Here is an 18859-nt window from a genome sequence, read left to right as displayed (position 1 = left end):
ATGCCTAGCGCATCCGACCGGAAATCGAAATCGATTTCTGAGCCATTTCAACGCCTTCCCCTTGAGGCGGGAACTGCATGACAACGGCCAGTCGATAAACTTTGTTGTAAATATGGCACATCCCGTTACGGAACCCTGTCCGTCCACAATACGGAACGCATTCTCTATTGCGAAACGGATAACGCTTCCGTTACTTGAATATGACTTTAATACTCATGTTTTAGGGGTGTGTTATGGGGTTTCGTACTAGCGGCCGTTTGATGGGCGGGGTCAGCGTTTTGACGCTGGCCGCCCTGTTTGTGACGCCGGTTTTCGGTCAGGAGCAACAGGCCGAGGCCTCGGGAACGACCGTTCTCAAGCCGATTGTGGTGACCGGCGAAAAAGTCGCGCGCGACATGAAGAACACGGCGTCTTCCGTCTCGGTCAAATCCAGCGATGAACTGAAAAAGGAAAAGACCGGCGACCCAACGGTCTCAGATGCGATCAAGGACATTCCAAACGTTGTTTATACCGACAATGTCAGCGCCCCGATCATTCGCGGTCTCGACACGCAGGGACCGAACACCGGAGCAACGGCGTTCTTCGCCGGCACCGTGCCGCGCGCCACCATCAACGTCGATGGTCACTATCTCGGTTATAACGAGTTCATCTATGGCGCGACCTCCATCTGGGATGTCGAAAGCATCGAGGTCTTCCGTGGGCCGCAGACCACATCGCAGGGCGCCAACGCCATTGCCGGCGCCATTCTCGTCAATACCAAGGACCCGACGTTTACGCCGGAAGCAAGCTATCAGGCCGAAATCGGGAACTATCACCAGAAGCGGGCGTCCTTTGCGGTCTCAGGCCCGTTGATCGAAGACGAGCTGGCGGCGCGTCTGGCAATCGATTATTCGGGTCGCGATACCTTTATCGATTACATCAATTCCGGTTTTGCCCACGCAGGCACCAACCAGGATTTCAAGGAATTCAACGCGCGTTTCAAGCTTCTGTGGGAACCGCCGGAAATTCCGGGCCTGACGACCAAGCTGACCTATTCCTATAACGCCGCCAATCGGCCGAGCCAGGAAGCGGCGTCGCGTCCTTTCGAGGATCTCAACCACATCACCACCACCATGCCGAGCTGGAGCCAGAATACCCACACCGGCATTCTCGACATCAATTACGACTTTGAAAACGGCGTAAAACTCTTCAACCAGACGCAATTTTCCGCTTCCGATGCGCGCCGCAGGGTGGGTGTGGTCAATAATGGCGATGCCAATATCGATCAGACGAACACGTCCCACGAGACCCGTGTGACCTTCGGTGATCAGGAAGATGTGCTGAGCGGCGTCGCGGGCATATTTTACGCCCACACGCAGGCCGATGAAGTTCTTTATCTGCGGGGTACCTACAACAACAGCGTTTCGACATTCGATGATACCAAGGACAATCTGGGTATCTTCAGCGAGCTGAGCTATCGTTTGACGGACCAGTGGACGCTTACCGGCGGCCTGCGTTACCAGACCGACCGTATCCAGCGGGCGGGCCGATCCGTCTATTCGGCCAGGGCGGTGGATTTTGACGAGACATTCTCCGAACTGCTTCCCAAGGCCTCGCTCGCTTACGCGATCAATGATGACTGGACCGTTGGCGGCATGATCAGCCGTGGTTACAATCCCGGCGGCATATCGCTGAACATCTCGTCGGGCCAATGGTTGCCCTTTGAGAAGGAAACCATCTGGAACTACGAACTCTACACGCGCGCGAAGTTGCTGGATGACAGGCTGACGCTCAACAGCAACCTGTTCTACATGGATTACAAGAACGCCCAGTACAATATTCCGGTCGTTATCTCGTCAGGCATTACTCAATCCTACACCATCAATGCGCAGAAGGCGCATGCCTATGGTCTGGAAGTCGGCGCCGATTATCAGGTTCTCGACAATCTGACGCTGAAGGCAAGTGCCGGCGTGCTGAAGACCGAAATCGACCAGATTTCCAGCAATGTCAGCTATGCAGGCAATGAATTCGCGAAATCGCCTGGTTACATGTTCAGCATCGGGGCAAGCTGGGATGTGACCGACAAGTTCACCGTCTCGGGTCAGGTGCGTCATATCGATGGTTATTATTCCGATACGGCCAACACGGCTGCCTATGCGATCGACCCCTACACCATCGCCGATGTACGCGCGAGCTACAAGTTCCAGGAGGAGATGGAGGTCTACGCTTACGTGAAAAACGTCTTCGACGAGCGTGCGCCGACCTATATGCAGCAGAACCGCGGCATTGGCGGCATCGAGGCCAGCATGACCGAACCGCGCATGTTTGGCATAGGTGTCAGAGGCACGTTCTAAGCGATTGCCTGAACCGGAAAACTAAAAAGGCCTTCGAAGTGATTTTCGAAGGCCTTTTTTTCAAGAAGGAAATGATGCGGAGAAGGTCTCAGAAAAACGCCTGAATGCCCGTCTGTGCCCGGCCGAGGATCAGCGCGTGAACATCGTGCGTGCCCTCATAGGTGTTGACCGTTTCGAGGTTCTGGGCGTGGCGCATCACGTGGTACTCGATCTGGATGCCGTTGCCGCCGTGCATGTCGCGGGCCTGGCGGGCGATATCCAGCGCCTTGCCGCAATTGTTGCGCTTGATGATGGAGATCATTTCCGGCGCCATTTTGTGCTCGTCCATCAGGCGGCCGACGCGCAGCGATGCTTGGAGGCCGAGAGCGATCTCGGTCTGCATGTCGGCCAGCTTTTTCTGGTAAAGCTGCATGCCGGCCAGCGGCTTGCCGAACTGCTTGCGGTCGAGACCATATTGCAGGGCGCGGAACCAGCAATCTTCCGCAGCGCCCAACACGCCCCAGGAAATGCCGTAGCGGGCGCGGTTGAGGCAGCCGAACGGGCCTTTCAGGCCGGAAACATTCGGAAGCAGCGCATCTTCGCCCACTTCCACGCCATCCATGACGATCTCGCCTGTTATGGAGGCGCGCAGCGAAAGCTTGCCGCCGATCTTCGGAGCAGACAGACCCTTCATGCCCTTTTCCAGCACGAAGCCGCGAATCTGGTTGTCGTGGGCTTCGGATTTCGCCCAGACGACGAAGACATCGGCGATGGGCGCATTGGAAATCCACATTTTCGAACCGCGCAGGCGATATCCGCCGGCGATCTTTTCGGCACGGGTCTTCATTCCGCCCGGATCGGAGCCGGCATCCGGTTCGGTCAGGCCGAAACAGCCGATCAGCTCGCCGGAGACGAGACCGGGCAGGTATTTCTTCTTCTGTTCGTCCGAGCCATAAGCGAAGATCGGATGGATGACGAGCGAGGACTGCACGCTCATCATCGAGCGATAACCGCTGTCGATGCGCTCCACCTCACGCGCTACAAGGCCATAGGCCACATAGCTGGCATTTGCGGCGCCATATTCTTCCGGCAGGGTGATGCCGAGCAGGCCGGTACGGCCCATCAGGCGGAACAGTTCCGGTTCGGTGGTCTCGGAAAGATAGGCCTCGGACACACGCGGCATAAGTTCCGATTTGCCGAAGGCTGCGGCGGCGTCGCGGATCATCCGCTCGTCGTCGGTCAGTTGGTCTTCCAGCAGAAAAGGGTCCTGCCAATTGAATGCTGCGCGTTCGCTCACGTTATGCCTCCGGATTTGCTGGCCGGATTATTCGTGTTAGCCCCTGATGGCACAAGCCATGTTTACTCATTTTTGCATTACATATAGTAATGGCTCATGACGTCTCTCAGCCGCAAACTCCTGCCTTCCACCAGTGCGCTTGCCGCCTTTGATTCCGTTGCTCGGCTTGGCAGCTTTTCAGCCGCTGCCGATGAACTTGCCTTGACGCAAGGGGCGATCAGCCGTCAGGTTATGTCACTGGAAGAACAGCTTGGCGTGCGCCTGTTCGAGCGCGGCGCGCGTGGAGTGTCACTGACGACCGAGGGTGGTGCTTACGCGAAATCGATTGCCGCAGCCCTTGGCGAGATACGCGCCGCCTCGCTGCAGATCATGACCAAAACGCATGGCAATACGCTCAATCTGGCGATGCTGCCGACATTCGGCACCCGTTGGCTTCTGCCGCGCATTCCTGATTTCGTCTCCAGTCATCCGGAAATCACCATCAATTTCGCCACCCGCATCGGCCAGTTCGACTTCGAGCGTGAGCAACTGGATATGGCGATCCACATCGGGCAGGCGGATTGGCCGGGGGCGGAAAGCACCTTTCTGATGCATGAGATGGTTGCGCCGGTGTGCAGCCCCGAATTCCTGAAGGCGCATCCGGTCGAAAAGGGTGAGGATATTGCCGGCCTGCCACTGCTGCACATGGCCTCGCGGCCGGGTGCCTGGAGCCACTGGTTCGAGAGTCTCGGCCATTCGCTCGCCTTGCCGCAGGGCATGCGGTTTGAGCAGTTTTCCAGCGTGGCACAGGCCTGTATCGCCGGGCTTGGCGTGGCTTTGATGCCGCTTTTCCTGATTGATAACGAATTGAAATCGCGGCAACTGGTGAAAGCCTACGATCATCAGGCCAAAAGCCCGAGTTCCTATTATGCGGTGGCGCCGCTATCCCGTGCCAACCACGTTCCAGTCGTGCTGTTTCGGGACTGGCTGGTACGGCAGGTCGAGGCCTATCGTGCGGCGGGCAATCTGCCACTGTAAAAATAAGCGCACTTTTTTCGGGCATTTAGAGTTCGTGCCTCGATTTTTGCCCGGTTTTGTCTGTGGCCGGACTCGACAGGACGGTTTTGGTCGACTATCGTGATTAAACGTTTAATCAGCCCTTTCGGACCATCATGGCGTCTTCACGGCCTGCCACCAATCTGAGCGCGATAGCAGCGGCACTCGGCGTGTCGGTTGCAACCGTGTCCAATGCGCTGTCGGGCAAGGGCCGTGTTTCGCCGGAACTGGTGGAGCGCATCCGCAGGACCGCAAGCGAACTTGGTTATGTGCCGAGTTCGGCGGGCAGGGCGTTGCGCACCGGCAGGTCAGGAGTTCTCGGGCTGGTGCTGCCGGATATCGCCAATCCACTCTTCCCACAGATCGCGCAGGCCATCGAAAAGGCAGCCGTCAATGCCGGTTACGGTGTTCTGATCGCCGACTCGCGCGGCGAGATCGCCATGCAGACGGATGCCATCAACCGGCTGATCGAGCGTGGAGTGGATGGCATGGTCGTCGTTCCCCGCCGCGGCACGCGTATCGCGGATGTCGATTGCCCGGTGGCGGTGATCGATAGCCCCTCGACGCCCGGAAACACGGTAGCCGCTGACCACTGGGATGGCGGCCGGCAGATCGGCGAATACCTGACAGCCCTTGGACACGACAAGGTGGTGCTGGTCGGCAAAAACCGCGACTCCAATGTGCAGAACGACCGCCTCGGCGGCATTCGCGATGGTCTGGGCAAAGCCTGCGTCACGGAGACGCTGTGGGTGGACGCCATTGAAAAGGCTGATGGTGCGGGCTGCCGTCTCGGCCTTGCCGAAAAGGTGAGGGATGGTTTCACTGCCTTTGCTGCCGTATCCGACCTGCATGCGTTGCGCGCGCTCACCGAATTGCAGCGCGAGGGCATCGAGGTGCCGGAAGAGGCGAGTGTAACCGGCTTCGACGATCTGATTTTTTCCGCCGTTGTGACGCCGCCGCTGACGACGATGCGCATGGATATGCGCCGCATCGCCGATCTGGCCGTGGACGCACTGTTGCGCGCGATCGATGGCGAGGCGGGTTTCGAAAACGGCATTGCTGCCGAGGTTACGGCAGAAATCTCGAAAGTACCGATGGCGCTGATCATGCGCGGCTCCACCGGCGAAAAAAAGCATGATGCGATTGAAGCCAAAAACACGACAGCAGGAGAACTCACACCATGAAAAAAATCATTCTTGCATCGGGCGCCGCCCTGATGCTGACGATGGGTGCCGCGCAGGCGCAGGACAAGACGCTGACGATCTCGGTCTACGCCTTCGCGCAGGACGAATTCAAGGAACTGGTCTATACACCGTTCGAGAAACAATGCGGCTGCAAGCTGGTCGTCGAGACCGGCAACAGCGTTGAGCGTCTGGCCAAGATGGAGGCCAACAAGGCCAATCCGGTGGTCGATCTCGCCATCGTTTCCATGGCGGATGCGCTTTCCGCCACCCGCAAGGACCTGATCCAGAAGATCGATGCCGCCAAGGTGCCGAATATCGGCAAGCTCTATGACATCGCCAAGGATCCGAATGGCGACGGCATGAGCGTCGGCGTCAATTTCTACGCCACGTCAATCGTTTACCGCACAGACAAGATGAAGATCGATAGCTGGGCCGATCTTTTGAAGGACGGTATCGTCGACCACGTCGCTTTCCCGAATGTCACCACCAATCAGGGCCCGCCGGCGCTTTACATGCTGGGCAAGGCCATCGGCAAGGACACGCCTGATCTTTCCGGCGCTATCGAAGCCGTGGGCGAAAAGAAGGACGATATCGTCACGTTCTACGTGAAATCGTCGCAGCTGGTGCAGCTGATGCAGCAGGAAGAAATCTGGGCCGCCCCCATCGGCCGCTTCTCCTGGGCGCCCTTCACCAAGCTCGATCTGCCGCTTGCCTGGGCAACCCCCAAGGAAGGCCAGACCGGCGGCATGAACGTGCTCGTGGTGCCGAAGGGCACGAAGAACGAAGAGCTGGCGCTGCAGTTCATGGATTTCTGGCTCTCGACCGAAGTTCAGAAGGCGCTGGCCGAAAAGCTGGTGGACAGCCCGACCAACAGGGAAGTCAAGGTGTCCGACGAGGTGGCGAACAACATCACCTATGGCGACGAAACCGCAAAAAGCCTGCAGCTCATTCCTTCCGACGTGACGCTCGACAACCGCGACAAGTGGCTGTCGGAGTGGAACGCCAAGGTCGGCCAGTAAGTCCTTATCAAGGTTTGGAATGGGGCATTTAAAACGTCCGAAAGGGCGGCTCCATTCCCGGAAAAGCGGTTTGGTCGTCCCCTGACCGCTTTTCCACCTCTCAATTCCGCAAGCTGGCTCTGGCCGGTTGCAGTAACAATCGGCCGCGGGCCGTTCAGGGAATAAAGCGATGTTTCAGAACCGGGCCGAAGCGCTGGCGCTTGCCTTGCCCGCCGCTATTTTCGCGGCGGCGGTCTTTCTTGTGCCGGTCTTCATGCTCCTGTCGGAGGGCTTTCACACCGCTGACGGCTGGACATTGTCCGCTTACGCCGATTTCTTCTCCGATCCGCTGAACAGGGCGGTTTTCCTGCGCACCCTGAAGCTTGGCGCGCTCGTCACCATCGTATCTGCGGTGGTGGGTTATGCGGCGGCTTTCGCCATCGTCAATCTGTCGCAGGGCGCGAAAGGCCATGTCGTCAATCTGGTCGTCTTGCCGCTGATGATCTCGCCGGTTGCCCGCACCTATGCCTGGATCGTCATTCTCGGCAGAACCGGCATCGTCAACCAGGCGCTTCAGGCGGTAGGACTGAGCGATGCGCCGATCCGCATCCTGTTTTCCGAAACGGCTGTTTTCATCGGCCTTCTGCAATTGTTCCTGCCATTGATGATCATTTCCCTCATCAGCGCGCTGGAGAATATGCCCAAGGATACGATCGCAGCCGCCCGCGTTCTCGGCGCAAACTGGCTTCAGGTGTTCTGGAAGGTCATCCTGCCGCTCACCAAGGAGGGGCTTGTTGTCGGCGGCACGCTGGTCTTCACCGGTTCGCTCACGGCCTATATCACGCCGGCCATTCTCGGCGGCTCCAAGGTGCTGATGCTGGAAACCCTGCTCTACCAGCAGGTGACAGTCTCCAACAATTTTGTCGCCGCCAGCGTCATCGCCTTCATCCTGATCGTCATGAGCTTTGCCGCCAATATCCTGCTGAAGCGCATCGCCACCGCAAGGAACAAGAAATGACCCGGCAGCTCTTCATTCCGCTCACGCTCCTGCTCGTTGTCGGCTTCCTCATCGGGCCGTTCCTCATCATCGTTGCGGCCTCATTTTCGGCCGGCGACACGCTCGCCTTTCCGCCGCAGGGCTTTTCACTGAAATGGATCGCGAAGGTCTTCACCGTCGAAAGTTTCCGTGAAAGCTTCGCGATGTCGATGTTCCTCGCCATCGGCGGCACATTTACGGCGCTCGTCCTCGGTATTCCCGCTTCCTACGCCATGTCGCGCTACAAGCTGCCCTTTGCGGAAACCGTGCGCACGATTGTTTCGGCGCCGATCATCGTGCCGGGTATCATCGTCGGTCTGGCGCTGCTGCGCTATTTTGTCGTGCCCTTCGGCATCGGCATCACGCTTGCCCTGTTTCTCGCGCACACGGCGCTCATCCTGCCCTATGCGGTACGGGTGGTTTCGGCCAGCCTCAACAATCTGCGTTCGGATATCGAGGAGGCGGCGGTGCTGCTCGGCTCGTCGCGGTTTGGCGCATTTTTCCGTGTGGTGCTGCCCAATATTCGCGGCGGCATCCTGTCGGCCTTCATCCTCGGTTTCGTGACGAGTTTCAATCAGGTGCCCGTGTCGCTGTTCCTGTCGGGTCCGGGCGTGCGCACGCTCCCCATCGATATGCTGGGCTACATGGAGATCGTCTTCGATCCTTCTGTCGCCGCACTCTCATCGCTGCTCGCCTTCCTTTCCATCGGCATCGTCTTCCTGGCCGAACGTTTTCTGGGGTTCTCCCGTTATGTCTGACGTAAATTACCTTTCGCTCCAAAAAGTCTCGCTCGCCTACGGCAACAGCATCGCCGTCAAGGATCTCGACCTCGATATCCGCAAGGGTGAACTTCTCGCACTGCTCGGTCCTTCCGGCTGTGGCAAGACCACCACGATGCGCGCCATTGCCGGGCTGATGCCGGTGGCGGGCGGACGCATCGATCTCGACGGCGCCGATATCACCCGCGTCGCCGCCAACAAGCGCGCCGTCGGGCTGGTGTTTCAGTCCTATGCGCTGTTTCCGCACCTGACGGTTTACGAAAACGTCGCCTTCGGCCTGAAACTCAAGGGCATGAACGGCAAGGCGCTTGATGACAAGGTCGCCTCCGGCCTGAAGTCCGTGGGATTGTCGAACTTCGCATCGCGCAAGCCCGCCGAGCTTTCCGGCGGCCAGCAGCAGCGCGTGGCGCTGGCGCGCTCCATGGTCATGGAGCCGAAGGTGCTGCTGCTCGATGAGCCGCTCTCCAACCTCGATGCGCGCCTCAGGCTTGAAATGCGCACCGAATTGCAGCGCGTGCAGAAGGAAACCGGTGTGACGATGATCTTCGTCACCCATGACCAGATCGAGGCGCTCGCGCTGGCCGACCGTATTGTCGTCATGAAGGGCGGCAAGATTGAGCAGATCGGTACACCGGAAGAGATCTACAATGCGCCGGTTTCCGCCTTCGTGGCGGATTTCGTCGGCTTTGAAAACATCTTCGCGCTGGAAGGCGGCGCGTTGAAAACCGAAAACGGCACAACACCGCTTACCGGACCAGTCCCTTCAGCATCTGGACTGGCCTGGCGGCCGCGCATGGTCACCCTTGGTTCAGGTCCTTTCCAGGGAACCGTGCGCGGCACATCCTTTGCCGGAAATTCCCGTGAGTACCTGCTGGATACGCCGCTTGGTCCCATCAAGGCGGAGACCGATGCTGCGCTGACCGCCCATACGATCGGTGATACGCTCGCCTTCGACCTTCCGGTCGAAAAGGCGGCAAGCCTCAAGGTGTTTGGCTGATCATGGGTGTGTGGATCGATACCGATATGGGCTTTGACGATATCGCCGCCATCATGGTGGTGCAATCGGCAGGCCTTGCCATAGACGGCATTTCGCTGGTCTTCGGCAATGCGACGCTGGATGCTGTCTGCAGCAACGCCGCAGGCGCGGTCGCCGCGTTCGGCTGGTCCATGCCGATCCATCAGGGCCGTGCCAAACCCGTCCTTGGCGCGCTCGAAACCGCACAATGCATTCTGGGTGACAGCGGCATTCCGACCGTCGGCCGCAGCCTGCCGGAAGCGCCCGCTCTGCCGCAAAGCGACGCTTTCACTGCGCTGTGCGGCTGGCTGGAGGGGGCAGGCGAAAAGCGTATCCTCGCGCTCGGCCCGCTTACCAATATCGCAGCACTTTGCCTTGCCCGGCCCGATCTTGTTGCCAGAATTTCCGACCTGACCTGGATGGGCGGCGGCGTGACGAGCGGCAACCACACCGCATCTGCCGAATTCAACGCCTTTGCCGATCCGGAAGCGCTGGCCATCGTGCTTTCCCACGGCCTGCCGCTGCGCATGGTCGATCTGGACGTCTGCCGCAAGGTCACCGCCTCGCCAGCCGACGTGCTGCCGATCCGAAATGCCGGCGGCAAAAACGCCGGCCTGATTGCCGACCTGCTGGAAGGTTTCATCGGCATCGCCACGAGACGCGGCAGATCGGCCATGGCGCTTTACGATCCCGTTGCCGCTGTCGGCTTCACCTCCGACCTGCTTGGCTGGCGCCATACGCGGATCGATGTCGAGCTTCACGCAGCGCTGACGCGCGGGCGAACGGTGGTTGAGCCGCGTGCCGACAAGGTTGCCGCTTTCAACGCGCATTTCGCCGACACCGTGAATGCCGAAGCGGCAAAGGCTGCGGTTCTCGAGGCGTTGCGCCGCGAGGCTGCCCGATGAGTGCACAATTCCCGATACGCGAGCCGGCCGATCTCAACGACGATGCGCTGCGCGCCCGCGCGGTTGCCGCTGCGCGCGGCGATGCGGCTTTCGATGTTCTCATTACCGGCGGAACGCTGGTGGATGTGGTGACGGGAGAGCTTCGCGCCGCCGATATCGGCATTGTCGGTCCGCTAATTGCCAGCGTTCACGAACCGGTAAGCCGCAGCGATGCTGCGCAGGTCGTCGATGCGTCGGGCGCCTTTGTCTCGCCCGGCCTGATCGACACGCATATGCACATCGAAAGCTCGATGATAACGCCTGCTGCCTATGCGGCGGCAGTGGTTGCCCGCGGCGTTACGACTATCGTCTGGGACCCGCATGAATTCGGCAATGTCCATGGTGTCGAAGGGGTGCGCTGGGCGGCGAAATCCATTGAAAACCTGCCGCTGCGCGCCATTCTGCTTGCACCCTCCTCAGTGCCGTCAGCACCGGGTCTGGAGCGCGGCGGCGCTGATTTCGATGCCGGAATTCTCGCTGATATCCTGTCATGGCCGCAGATTGGCGGCGTTGCGGAAATCATGAACATGCGCGGCGTCATCGACCGCGATCCGCGCATGAGCGGCATCGTACAGGCCGGTCTTGTCTCGGAAAAGCTGATCTGTGGCCATGCGCGCGGCCTGAAGGACGCCGATCTCAACGCCTTCATGGCGGCCGGTGTTTCTTCCGATCACGAGCTGGTCTCGGCTGAAGACCTGATGGCGAAGCTTCGGGCGGGATTGACCATCGAGCTGCGCGGCTCGCACGATCATCTGCTGCCGGAATTTGTGGAGGCGCTGAATACGCTCGGCCACCTGCCGCAGACACTGACGCTCTGCACTGACGATGTTTTCCCGGACGATCTGTTGCGGGGCGGTGGGCTGGATGACGTGGTGCGCCGGCTCGTCGGTTACGGGCTGAGGCCCGAATGGGCGCTGCGCGCCGCAACACTGAATGCTGCGCAAAGGCTTGGCCGTGCCGATCTCGGCCTCATCGCTGCCGGCCGTCGCGCTGACATCGTCGTTTTCGAGGATTTGAGTGGTTTTGCCGCCCGCCACGTTCTGGCAGGGGGCAGGGCGGTTGCGGAAGGCGGGCGCATGCTCATCGATGTTCCGGCCTGTGATGCGGCGGTGCTCGAAGGCTCGATGAAGCTGCCGCGGCGTAATGCCGATGATTTCCGGGTTGCCTGCGAGGGCGCGAGGGTGCGCCTTGCCACCATCGACCGCCCACGCTTCACGCAATGGGGCGAGGCGGAAGCCGAGGTGAAGGATGGTTTCGTCGTTCCGCCCGAAGGCGCGGCGATGATTTCCGTTACCCACCGCCACGGCAAGGCCGAGCCAGTTACCAGGACCGGCTTCCTTACCGGCTGGGGACGCTGGAACGGCGCCTTCGCCACCACCGTCTCGCACGACAGCCACAACCTCACTGTCTTCGGCGGTAATGCCGAAGACATGGCGCTGGCCGCCAATGCGGTGATTGCGGCAGGCGGCGGTATGGCTGTCGCCTCTGAAGGCAGGGTCACCGCACTGCTTTCCCTGCCGCTCTCCGGCCTCGTTTCCGATGCGCCGCTTGAAGACGTGGCAAAGGCTTTCGAGGAATTGCGCGCCGCCGTTGGCAGGGTGGTGGAATGGCAACCGCCCTATCTCGTTTTCAAAGCCTGCTTCGGCGCCACGCTCGCCTGCAACATCGGCCCGCACCAGACCGATATGGGCATTGCCGATGTGTTAACGGGACGGGTGATGGAAAGCCCGGTGCTTGCGGTGATGGGGTAAACCAGGGTCGAGCGTTGCCAAAAAGCCGGCATATTGCTAAATCCAACCCCTGTTTACCTGTCGCTCTATATGGATGTTGAACATGGGTGCCTCGAAGTCATCAGATAAGTAAGCCGCAACGACGATATTTCGTTGTTGCGGCGTTCTGTCGAGCGATCCCTGTTTCATCGGGCAGACGCCGCCAAATGTCCTCATTTGAGCGGATCAATTCTCATGTCTATTCCAACTCCCGTTTGGGGGAGATCGCTGTTGGCAGCAATGCTGCTCATGGCTCCCTTTGATATTCTCGCCTCGCTGGCCATGGATATTTACCTGCCGGTCGTTCCCATCATGCCGGAAGCCCTCGGCACGACACCGATGGTGGTTCAACTCACGCTCACCGTTTACATGGTGATGCTCGGCCTTGGGCAAATCGTGTTTGGGCCTATCTCCGACCGCATTGGCCGCCGGCCCGTCTTGATCGGCGGCGCCCTACTGTTTGTCGTGGCCTCGTTCTGCCTCGCAGCTGTGACAACCGCGAGCGCCTTTATCGTTTTCCGGTTCCTTCAGTCGGCTGGAGCGGCGGCGGCATTGGTCGCCACTTTCGCCACCGTTCGCGACGTCTATGCGGACAGCGCGGAAGCAACGACGATATACGGAACGTTCAGCTCCATTCTCGCATTCGTCCCGGCACTCGGTCCGATTGTCGGGGCGATCATCGCCAATGAATTCGGCTGGCGTGCCATCTTCGTCACCCTGGGCGCGGTAGCTTTCATTGCGACGGTTGCCGCCGTGATGAACTGGAGCGAAACCCGACCGGCGACGGCAGCGATGTCACGCCCATCGCCTCTGCGCATGTTGGGCAGTGGTCGCTTCTGGACCTATACACTTGGGTTCAGCACTGCCATGGGTACGTTTTTCGTATTCTTCTCCACCGCTCCGCTCGTCATGATCGGCAGGGCAGGTCTCTCCGAGTTGGAGTTCAGCCTGGCTTTTGCAACGGTGGCAATCGCAATGATCGTTACCACCCGTTTTGCGAAGTTTTTCGTTGCCAGATGGGGTGTGCAGGGTAGTCTCGTGAGGGGCATGGCCGTGTTGTTGGTGGGGGCGTCTCTGTTCACCACAGGTGAAGTCGCGGCGGTTCCGTCATTTTTGACGTTTATCGTACCGATGTGGGTCATAGCGGTCGGAATCGTTTTTACGGTTTCGGTCACCGCCAATGGCGCGCTGGAGGAGTTCGGGCACATGGCTGGAACAGCCGTCGCCTTCTATTTCTGCATTCAAAGTCTGTTTGTGGGAATAGCGGGCACCCTGGCTGTCGTCATCCTGCCGGGTGATACGGCATGGCCCGTGGTCGCTTATTCATCGATCATGGCCTGCCTTGTCCTGACGGCGCTGTATTTGCTGAACCGCCGGAATATCTGAGACAGAATGCCGGGCAGCACGATTGTTGTTGCCCGGCTTTTAGGCTTTGGAAATGCAAAAAGTGGCTTGCGGCCTTATTCCGCCGCCAGTTCCTGCTCCACCAGCGTCGCCCAGAAGGCGACCCCTGGAACGATTGCGGCGTCATTGAAGTCGTAGGAGGTGTTGTGGTGCAGCGCGCCATCCACCGCCGGGGCCGTTGCCGAGCCAGACGTAGCAGCCGGGGGCCTCGCCCGCGAAAAAGGCGAAGTCGTCGCCAGCGGTCGAGGGTGGGAAGGCGGTGCGGGATTTGTTGCCGAAGACGGTCTTGGCGGCTCGGAGCGCCCGTTTCGTCGCATCGGCATCGTTTATGACGGGCGGAATGCGGCGGATGAATTCATAGCTGGCCTCGATGCCGAACATCGCGGCCGTACCCTTGGCGAGCCTGCCGATTTCCGTTTCAAGTTGGCTGCGCACATCCGACGCATAGGCCCGCGCCGTGCCGCCGATTTCGACGAGATCGGGAATGACGTTGAGCGCCTTCGGGTCACCCGCCTGCACCGAGCAGGCGCTGACGACGGCAGGTTGCAGCGGATCGACGACGCGGCCGACGATGGTTTGCAGCGAAGCGAGGAAGGTGCCCGCTGCCGTCACCGGATCGCGGCCGAGATGCGGCTTGGCGCCGTGGGTGCCAATGCCCCTGAAGGTGACGCGCCAGCTATCGGAAGAGGCAAGCTGCGGTCCTTCCACCACGGCCATCTCGTCAACGCCAAGCCCCGGCATGTTGTGCAGGCCATAAACTGCATCGCAGGGAAACAGGTCGAAAAGCCCGTCCTCAACCATTTTTTTGGCGCCGCCACGGCCTTCTTCGGCCGGCTGGAAGATGAAATGGACGGTGCCGGAAAAATCGCGGGTACTGGCGAGGTATCGCGCAGCGCCCAGCAGCATAGCGGTGTGGCCGTCATGGCCGCAGGCATGCATCTTGCCGGCGAACTTCGATTTATAGGGCCGGTCTGGAATTTCCGGCATGGCGAGCGCATCCATGTCGGCGCGAAGACCGATGCTGCGGGTGCCGTTGCCCACCTGCAAAGTACCGACCACGCCGGTACCGCCAAGGCCGCGATGCACCTTCACTCCCGCCCTTTCGAGAAGATCGGCAACGATGGCGCTGGTTCTCTCCTCTTCAAAGCCCAGTTCCGGATGGGCGTGGAGATCGTGGCGAAGCTCCGTCAGGAATGGCAGGTCCTCGCCGATGCGGTCCAGCAGTCTCATGGGTAGCTTGTCCTTGAATATGGGGAAAACCCACGCCATAGGTGGGCTTGTCCGAATGCCTGTTGCTTTGTTTCCTTCTAGCTGAAAAACCCAATGAAATGAACCCGCCGCATGCTGCGGTTGTCGAAATGCCTGATATGCCGAACGGGGATGGCGCGGATGAAAATCACTTCCGCTTTTGCCGTCCCGCTTCTGAAAGGAAAAACGATGCCGCAATCCGCATCGCCCGCCGCGCCGCATGAGTTCTGGCAGGATGTTCTGCCGCCCCGTTCATTCGATACGGCAGGCCCGCATTCGGCCTTCTTTCCGGCGGAGCTCGATGACGGGCGGCAGATCTGCCTGCCGATCCGGCCCTTGGCGGATGGCGAACATGCGCTCGCCTCGCTCATCGTCAATCAGGCCTCTTTTGACGTGCTGGAAGTGCTGGCCGCCGACCTTGCCGAAAAGCTTCGCCCCCTCAAGCCAGATGTCGTGATCGGCCTGCCGACTCTGGGGCTCACGCTTGCCGCAGCCGTTGCCCGTCACCTCGGCCATTCGCGATATGTGCCGCTCGGCACCTCGCGCAAATTCTGGTATCTGGAGGAACTGTCGGTGCCGATGTCCTCAATCACCACCAAGCAGGAAAAACGGCTTTACATCGATCCGCGCATGTTGCCCCTCATCGAGGGCAGGCGGGTGGCGCTGGTGGACGATGTCATCTCCAGCGGCAGTTCCATCATTTCAGGTCTTTCGCTTCTCGCCTCATCCGGCATCAAGCCGGTGGCAATCGGGGCTGCCATGCTGCAATCGGATCGCTGGGTGGAAAAAATTGCTGCTTTCGGGCCGGAATGGCCGGAGCGGGTGAGGGGTGTTTTCGCGACGCCGCTGCTGAAAAAAGCCGAAGGCGGCTGGCGGGCTTGACGTTGCGCAATTCCCGGCAAAACGCAAGTGGTGATAATTTCATCGTTGCCTAATTTGCGTCTTGCGGAGCCGTGAGAGATCGTCCTAAGATCGTTTCTGACAGACTATAGCAGTCGGCGAAAAACGCGCCGGTTTGCTCTCGCGCGGTGTTATTCCGGCGTCTGCCCGCCCCCTTTGGTTTTGCCGCTTACTGGAATTTCTTGACATGCATGCAGTGTTCGACGGTCATAATGATGTGCTGCTTCGGTTGTGGCGCAACAGCAAGGCCGGTGGCGATCCGGTGGCTGAATTCAAGAACGGCACGCGCGAAGGCCATATCGATGGTCCGCGTGCACGTGCAGGCGGTCTCGGCGGCGGCATCTGCGCCATCTACATTCCCTCCGGCGATCTGGTCCTGCAGGAGCCGGACGCGCAGGGTCATTACGATACACCGCTTGCGGCGCCGCTCGAACGCCAGCCCTCGCTCGATATCGCGATGGAAAAGGCTGCGATCGCGCTCAGGCTTGACCGTGCCGGCGCCTGGCGCCTTTGCCGCTCGACGGCCGATATCCGCAAGGCCTTTGCCGAGGATATTTTCGCGGCCGTGCTGCACATGGAAGGCTGTGAGGCGATCGGTGCCGATCTCGATGCGCTTGAGGTTTTTTATGCCGCCGGCCTGCGTTCGCTCGGTCCGGTCTGGAGCCGGCACAATATTTTCGGTCACGGCGTTCCCTTCTCCTATCCAATGTCGCCCGATACCGCGCCCGGCCTTACCGATGCCGGTTTTGCGCTGGTCAAGGAGTGCAACCGGCTCGGCATTCTCATCGATCTCGCCCACATCACCGAAAAGGGCTTCTGGGATGTGGCGAAGACCACGAACCAGCCTTTGATCGCCAGCCATTCCAACGCACATGCGCTCACCCCCGTCGCCCGCAATCTTACTGACCGGCAGATGGATGCCATCAAGGAGAGCGGCGGTCTGGTGGGTCTCAACTACGCGGTCACCATGCTGCGGGCGGATGCGCGCGACATTGCCGACACGCCGCTTTCCGACATGGTGCGCCACATCGACTACATGGTGGAGCGCATGGGCATCGATTGCGTGGCGCTCGGATCGGATTTCGATGGTGCGACGGTACCCGTTGGCGTTGCCGATGCCAGCGGCAACCACAATCTGGTTGCGGCGCTGAAATCGGCGGGCTACGGTGATGGAGAACTTGCTAAAATATGCCGGGAAAACTGGCTGCGCGTCCTATCCCAGGCCTGGCACGAGCCGGCCTGAAGGCAAATAAAAGCGAACTAAATCAATCTCATAACAAAAGGGGAGATCCTATGATCAAATCGCTCAACAAGTCCATGCGTATTCTCAGCACCAGCGCTGCTCTGTCGCTGATGATGCTGTCTGCGCCGCACGCTTTTGCTGCCACGCCGGCCGATACGCTGGTTGAAGGTTTCGCCATCGACGACATCATCACGCTCGATCCGGGTGAGGCATTCGAGCTTTCGGCAGCTGAAGTTACTGGCAACACCTACAGCAAGCTGGTTTCCATCGATCTCAACGACACCTCCAAGGTGATCGGCGATCTGGCCGAGAGCTGGACGACCTCTGAAGACGGTCTCACCTATACCTTCAAGCTGAAGACCGGCCTGAAATTCGCCTCCGGCAATCCGGTGACGGCAGATGATGTTGCCTTTTCCTTTGAACGTGCCATCAAGCTCGACAAGTCGCCAGCATTCCTTCTGACGCAGTTCGGTCTCAAGGGCGACAACGTCACTGAGAAGGCGAAAGCGACGGACGCCAACACCTTCGTACTGACAGTCGACAAGCCCTATGCACCGAGCTTCGTGCTGAACGTTCTCACCGCGACGGTTGCCGCAGTTGTCGACAAGAAGCTGGTGACCGAAAAGGCCAAGCCCGTCACGCCGAGTGCCGACTACAAATACGACACCGATTTCGGCAATGCGTTCCTGAAGACAGGTTATGCCGGTTCCGGCCCCTACAAGATCCTTGGCTGGAAGGCCAACGAATCCGTCGTTCTGGAAGTGAACCCGAACTACTACGGCGAAAAGCCAAAGCTGAAGCGCGTGGTCTATCGTCACATGAAGGAAAGCTCCGGCCAGCGCCTGGCGCTTGAAAACGGTGATATCGACGTTGCCCGCAACCTCGAGCCGGGTGATATGGAAGCCGTTTCCAAGAAGGAAGGCCTTGCCGTCACCTCCGCGCCCAAGGGCACCGTTTATTACTTCAGCCTCAACCAGAAGAACGAGAACCTGAAGAAGCCTGAGGTCGTCGAGGCCTTCAAATATCTCGTCGACTACGACGCGATCGGCGCGACGATCATCAAGGGCATCGGCGAAATCCACCAGACCTTCCTGCCAAAGGGCCAGCTCGGCGCGCTTGACGAGAACCCATACAAGCTCGACGTCGCCAAGGCCAAGGAACTGCTGGCGAAGGCCGGCCTGAAGGACGGCTTCACCGTGACCATGGATGTGCGCAACACGCAGCCGGTAACCGGCATTGCCGAAAGCGTACAGCAGACGCTGGCGCAGGCTGGCATCAAGCTGGAAATCATTCCGGGCGACGGCAAGCAGACGCTGACCAAGTACCGCGCCCGCACGCACGATATCTACATTGGCCAGTGGGGTTCGGACTATTTCGACCCGAACTCGAATGCCGAAACCTTCACCATCAACTACGACAACTCCGAAGAAGGCAAGAACAAGACGCTTGCCTGGCGCAACGCCTGGGACGTTCCGGAGCTGACGAAGGAAACGCAGTCGGCACTTCTGGAAAAGGATAATGCCAAGCGCGCCGCCATCTATCAGAACCTCCAGAAGGAAGTTCTCGAAAAAGGCCCGTTCGTCATCATCTTCCAGCAGACGGAAGTGGCGGGATACTCCGCGAAGCTCAAGGGCCTGAAGCTCGGACCGAGCTTCGACACCAACTATGTCTATACGATCTCCAAGGAATGATCCG

General features: G+C 59.6%; 14 protein-coding genes and 1 pseudogene. 13 read left to right on the top strand and 2 right to left on the bottom strand.

Annotated features, from left to right (window positions below):
* Positions 1-233 precede the first annotated feature (233 nt).
* Positions 234-2333 (top strand): TonB-dependent receptor, encoded by a 2100-nt coding sequence (locus CRO62_RS05825; protein WP_097099537.1) that lies wholly within the window; start codon positions 234-236, stop codon positions 2331-2333.
* Positions 2334-2421: 88 nt separating this feature from the next.
* Here the strand turns inward: CRO62_RS05825 and CRO62_RS05820 are convergent, their stop codons facing one another.
* Positions 2422-3609, bottom strand: a complete 1188-nt coding sequence (locus CRO62_RS05820) for an acyl-CoA dehydrogenase (protein WP_097099536.1) — start codon at positions 3607-3609, stop codon at positions 2422-2424.
* 96 nt (positions 3610-3705) lie between these two features.
* Between CRO62_RS05820 and CRO62_RS05815 the strand changes: the two genes are divergently transcribed.
* The 9 genes from CRO62_RS05815 (at position 3706) to cml (ending at position 13755) form a co-directional block, all read left to right on the top strand.
* Positions 3706-4626: a LysR family transcriptional regulator gene (locus CRO62_RS05815; protein WP_097099535.1), complete on the top strand. Its 921-nt coding sequence runs from the start codon at positions 3706-3708 to the stop codon at positions 4624-4626.
* 134 nt (positions 4627-4760) lie between these two features.
* Positions 4761-5828 carry a LacI family DNA-binding transcriptional regulator gene (locus CRO62_RS05810; RefSeq protein WP_097099534.1) on the top strand — a complete coding sequence of 356 codons (1068 nt, stop codon included), beginning with the start codon at positions 4761-4763 and terminating at the stop codon, positions 5826-5828.
* The gene (locus CRO62_RS05805; RefSeq protein ID WP_097099533.1) at positions 5825-6847 is read left to right on the top strand and encodes an ABC transporter substrate-binding protein; all 1023 of its coding nucleotides are present in this window, start codon (positions 5825-5827) and stop codon (positions 6845-6847) included. Before CRO62_RS05810 ends, CRO62_RS05805 begins: the two co-directional genes overlap by 4 nt.
* Positions 6848-7016: 169 nt before the next feature.
* Positions 7017-7844: an ABC transporter permease gene (locus CRO62_RS05800; protein WP_097099532.1), complete on the top strand. Its 828-nt coding sequence runs from the start codon at positions 7017-7019 to the stop codon at positions 7842-7844.
* Positions 7841-8620: an ABC transporter permease gene (locus CRO62_RS05795; protein WP_003504740.1), complete on the top strand. Its 780-nt coding sequence runs from the start codon at positions 7841-7843 to the stop codon at positions 8618-8620. Before CRO62_RS05800 ends, CRO62_RS05795 begins: the two co-directional genes overlap by 4 nt.
* Positions 8613-9638 (top strand): ABC transporter ATP-binding protein, encoded by a 1026-nt coding sequence (locus tag CRO62_RS05790; protein WP_097099531.1) that lies wholly within the window; start codon positions 8613-8615, stop codon positions 9636-9638. Before CRO62_RS05795 ends, CRO62_RS05790 begins: the two co-directional genes overlap by 8 nt.
* Positions 9639-9640: 2 nt before the next feature.
* Positions 9641-10561 carry a nucleoside hydrolase gene (locus CRO62_RS05785; protein WP_097099530.1) on the top strand — a complete coding sequence of 307 codons (921 nt, stop codon included), beginning with the start codon at positions 9641-9643 and terminating at the stop codon, positions 10559-10561.
* Positions 10558-12351 carry an adenine deaminase gene (locus CRO62_RS05780; RefSeq protein WP_097099529.1) on the top strand — a complete coding sequence of 598 codons (1794 nt, stop codon included), beginning with the start codon at positions 10558-10560 and terminating at the stop codon, positions 12349-12351. Before CRO62_RS05785 ends, CRO62_RS05780 begins: the two co-directional genes overlap by 4 nt.
* Before the next feature lie 213 nt (positions 12352-12564).
* Positions 12565-13755, top strand: coding sequence for a CmlA/FloR family chloramphenicol efflux MFS transporter (cml, locus tag CRO62_RS05775; RefSeq protein WP_097099528.1), 1191 nt, complete (start codon positions 12565-12567; stop codon positions 13753-13755).
* 74 nt (positions 13756-13829) lie between these two features.
* Here cml and CRO62_RS05770 read toward each other — a convergent pair.
* A pseudogene (locus tag CRO62_RS05770) lies at positions 13830-15003 on the bottom strand (M20 aminoacylase family protein).
* A 207-nt stretch (positions 15004-15210) separates the two neighbouring features.
* Between CRO62_RS05770 and CRO62_RS05760 the strand changes: the two are divergent.
* From CRO62_RS05760 to CRO62_RS05750, 3 genes are all read left to right on the top strand, one after another.
* Positions 15211-15903 carry a phosphoribosyltransferase gene (locus CRO62_RS05760; RefSeq protein WP_097099526.1) on the top strand — a complete coding sequence of 231 codons (693 nt, stop codon included), beginning with the start codon at positions 15211-15213 and terminating at the stop codon, positions 15901-15903.
* A gap of 205 nt (positions 15904-16108) precedes the next feature.
* Positions 16109-17164, top strand: a complete 1056-nt coding sequence (locus tag CRO62_RS05755) for a dipeptidase (RefSeq protein WP_097099525.1) — start codon at positions 16109-16111, stop codon at positions 17162-17164.
* 50 nt (positions 17165-17214) lie between these two features.
* Positions 17215-18855 (top strand): ABC transporter substrate-binding protein, encoded by a 1641-nt coding sequence (locus CRO62_RS05750; RefSeq protein ID WP_097099524.1) that lies wholly within the window; start codon positions 17215-17217, stop codon positions 18853-18855.
* The last annotated feature ends 4 nt before the right edge of the window (positions 18856-18859 follow it).

Source organism: Rhizobium sp. AN6A, assembly GCF_900215635.1.
Taxonomy (GTDB): Bacteria; Pseudomonadota; Alphaproteobacteria; order Rhizobiales; family Rhizobiaceae; genus Agrobacterium; species Agrobacterium tumefaciens.
The sequence above is the reverse complement of the archived record's forward strand: the minus strand, read 5'-3'. Positions and strand labels throughout refer to the sequence as shown.

Bases quoted from the DNA above. Each gene is read 5' to 3' on its own strand.
- CRO62_RS05825 (WP_097099537.1), top strand. From the start codon at position 234: ATGGGGTTTCGTACTAGCGGCCGTTTGATGGGCGGGGTCAGCGTTTTG.
- CRO62_RS05815 (WP_097099535.1), top strand. From the start codon at position 3,706: ATGACGTCTCTCAGCCGCAAACTCCTGCCTTCCACCAGTGCGCTTGCC.
- CRO62_RS05810 (WP_097099534.1), top strand. From the start codon at position 4,761: ATGGCGTCTTCACGGCCTGCCACCAATCTGAGCGCGATAGCAGCGGCA.
- CRO62_RS05805 (WP_097099533.1), top strand. From the start codon at position 5,825: ATGAAAAAAATCATTCTTGCATCGGGCGCCGCCCTGATGCTGACGATG.
- CRO62_RS05800 (WP_097099532.1), top strand. From the start codon at position 7,017: ATGTTTCAGAACCGGGCCGAAGCGCTGGCGCTTGCCTTGCCCGCCGCT.
- CRO62_RS05795 (WP_003504740.1), top strand. From the start codon at position 7,841: ATGACCCGGCAGCTCTTCATTCCGCTCACGCTCCTGCTCGTTGTCGGC.
- CRO62_RS05790 (WP_097099531.1), top strand. From the start codon at position 8,613: ATGTCTGACGTAAATTACCTTTCGCTCCAAAAAGTCTCGCTCGCCTAC.
- CRO62_RS05785 (WP_097099530.1), top strand. From the start codon at position 9,641: ATGGGTGTGTGGATCGATACCGATATGGGCTTTGACGATATCGCCGCC.
- CRO62_RS05780 (WP_097099529.1), top strand. From the start codon at position 10,558: ATGAGTGCACAATTCCCGATACGCGAGCCGGCCGATCTCAACGACGAT.
- cml (WP_097099528.1), top strand. From the start codon at position 12,565: ATGTCTATTCCAACTCCCGTTTGGGGGAGATCGCTGTTGGCAGCAATG.
- CRO62_RS05760 (WP_097099526.1), top strand. From the start codon at position 15,211: ATGCCGCAATCCGCATCGCCCGCCGCGCCGCATGAGTTCTGGCAGGAT.
- CRO62_RS05755 (WP_097099525.1), top strand. From the start codon at position 16,109: ATGCATGCAGTGTTCGACGGTCATAATGATGTGCTGCTTCGGTTGTGG.
- CRO62_RS05750 (WP_097099524.1), top strand. From the start codon at position 17,215: ATGATCAAATCGCTCAACAAGTCCATGCGTATTCTCAGCACCAGCGCT.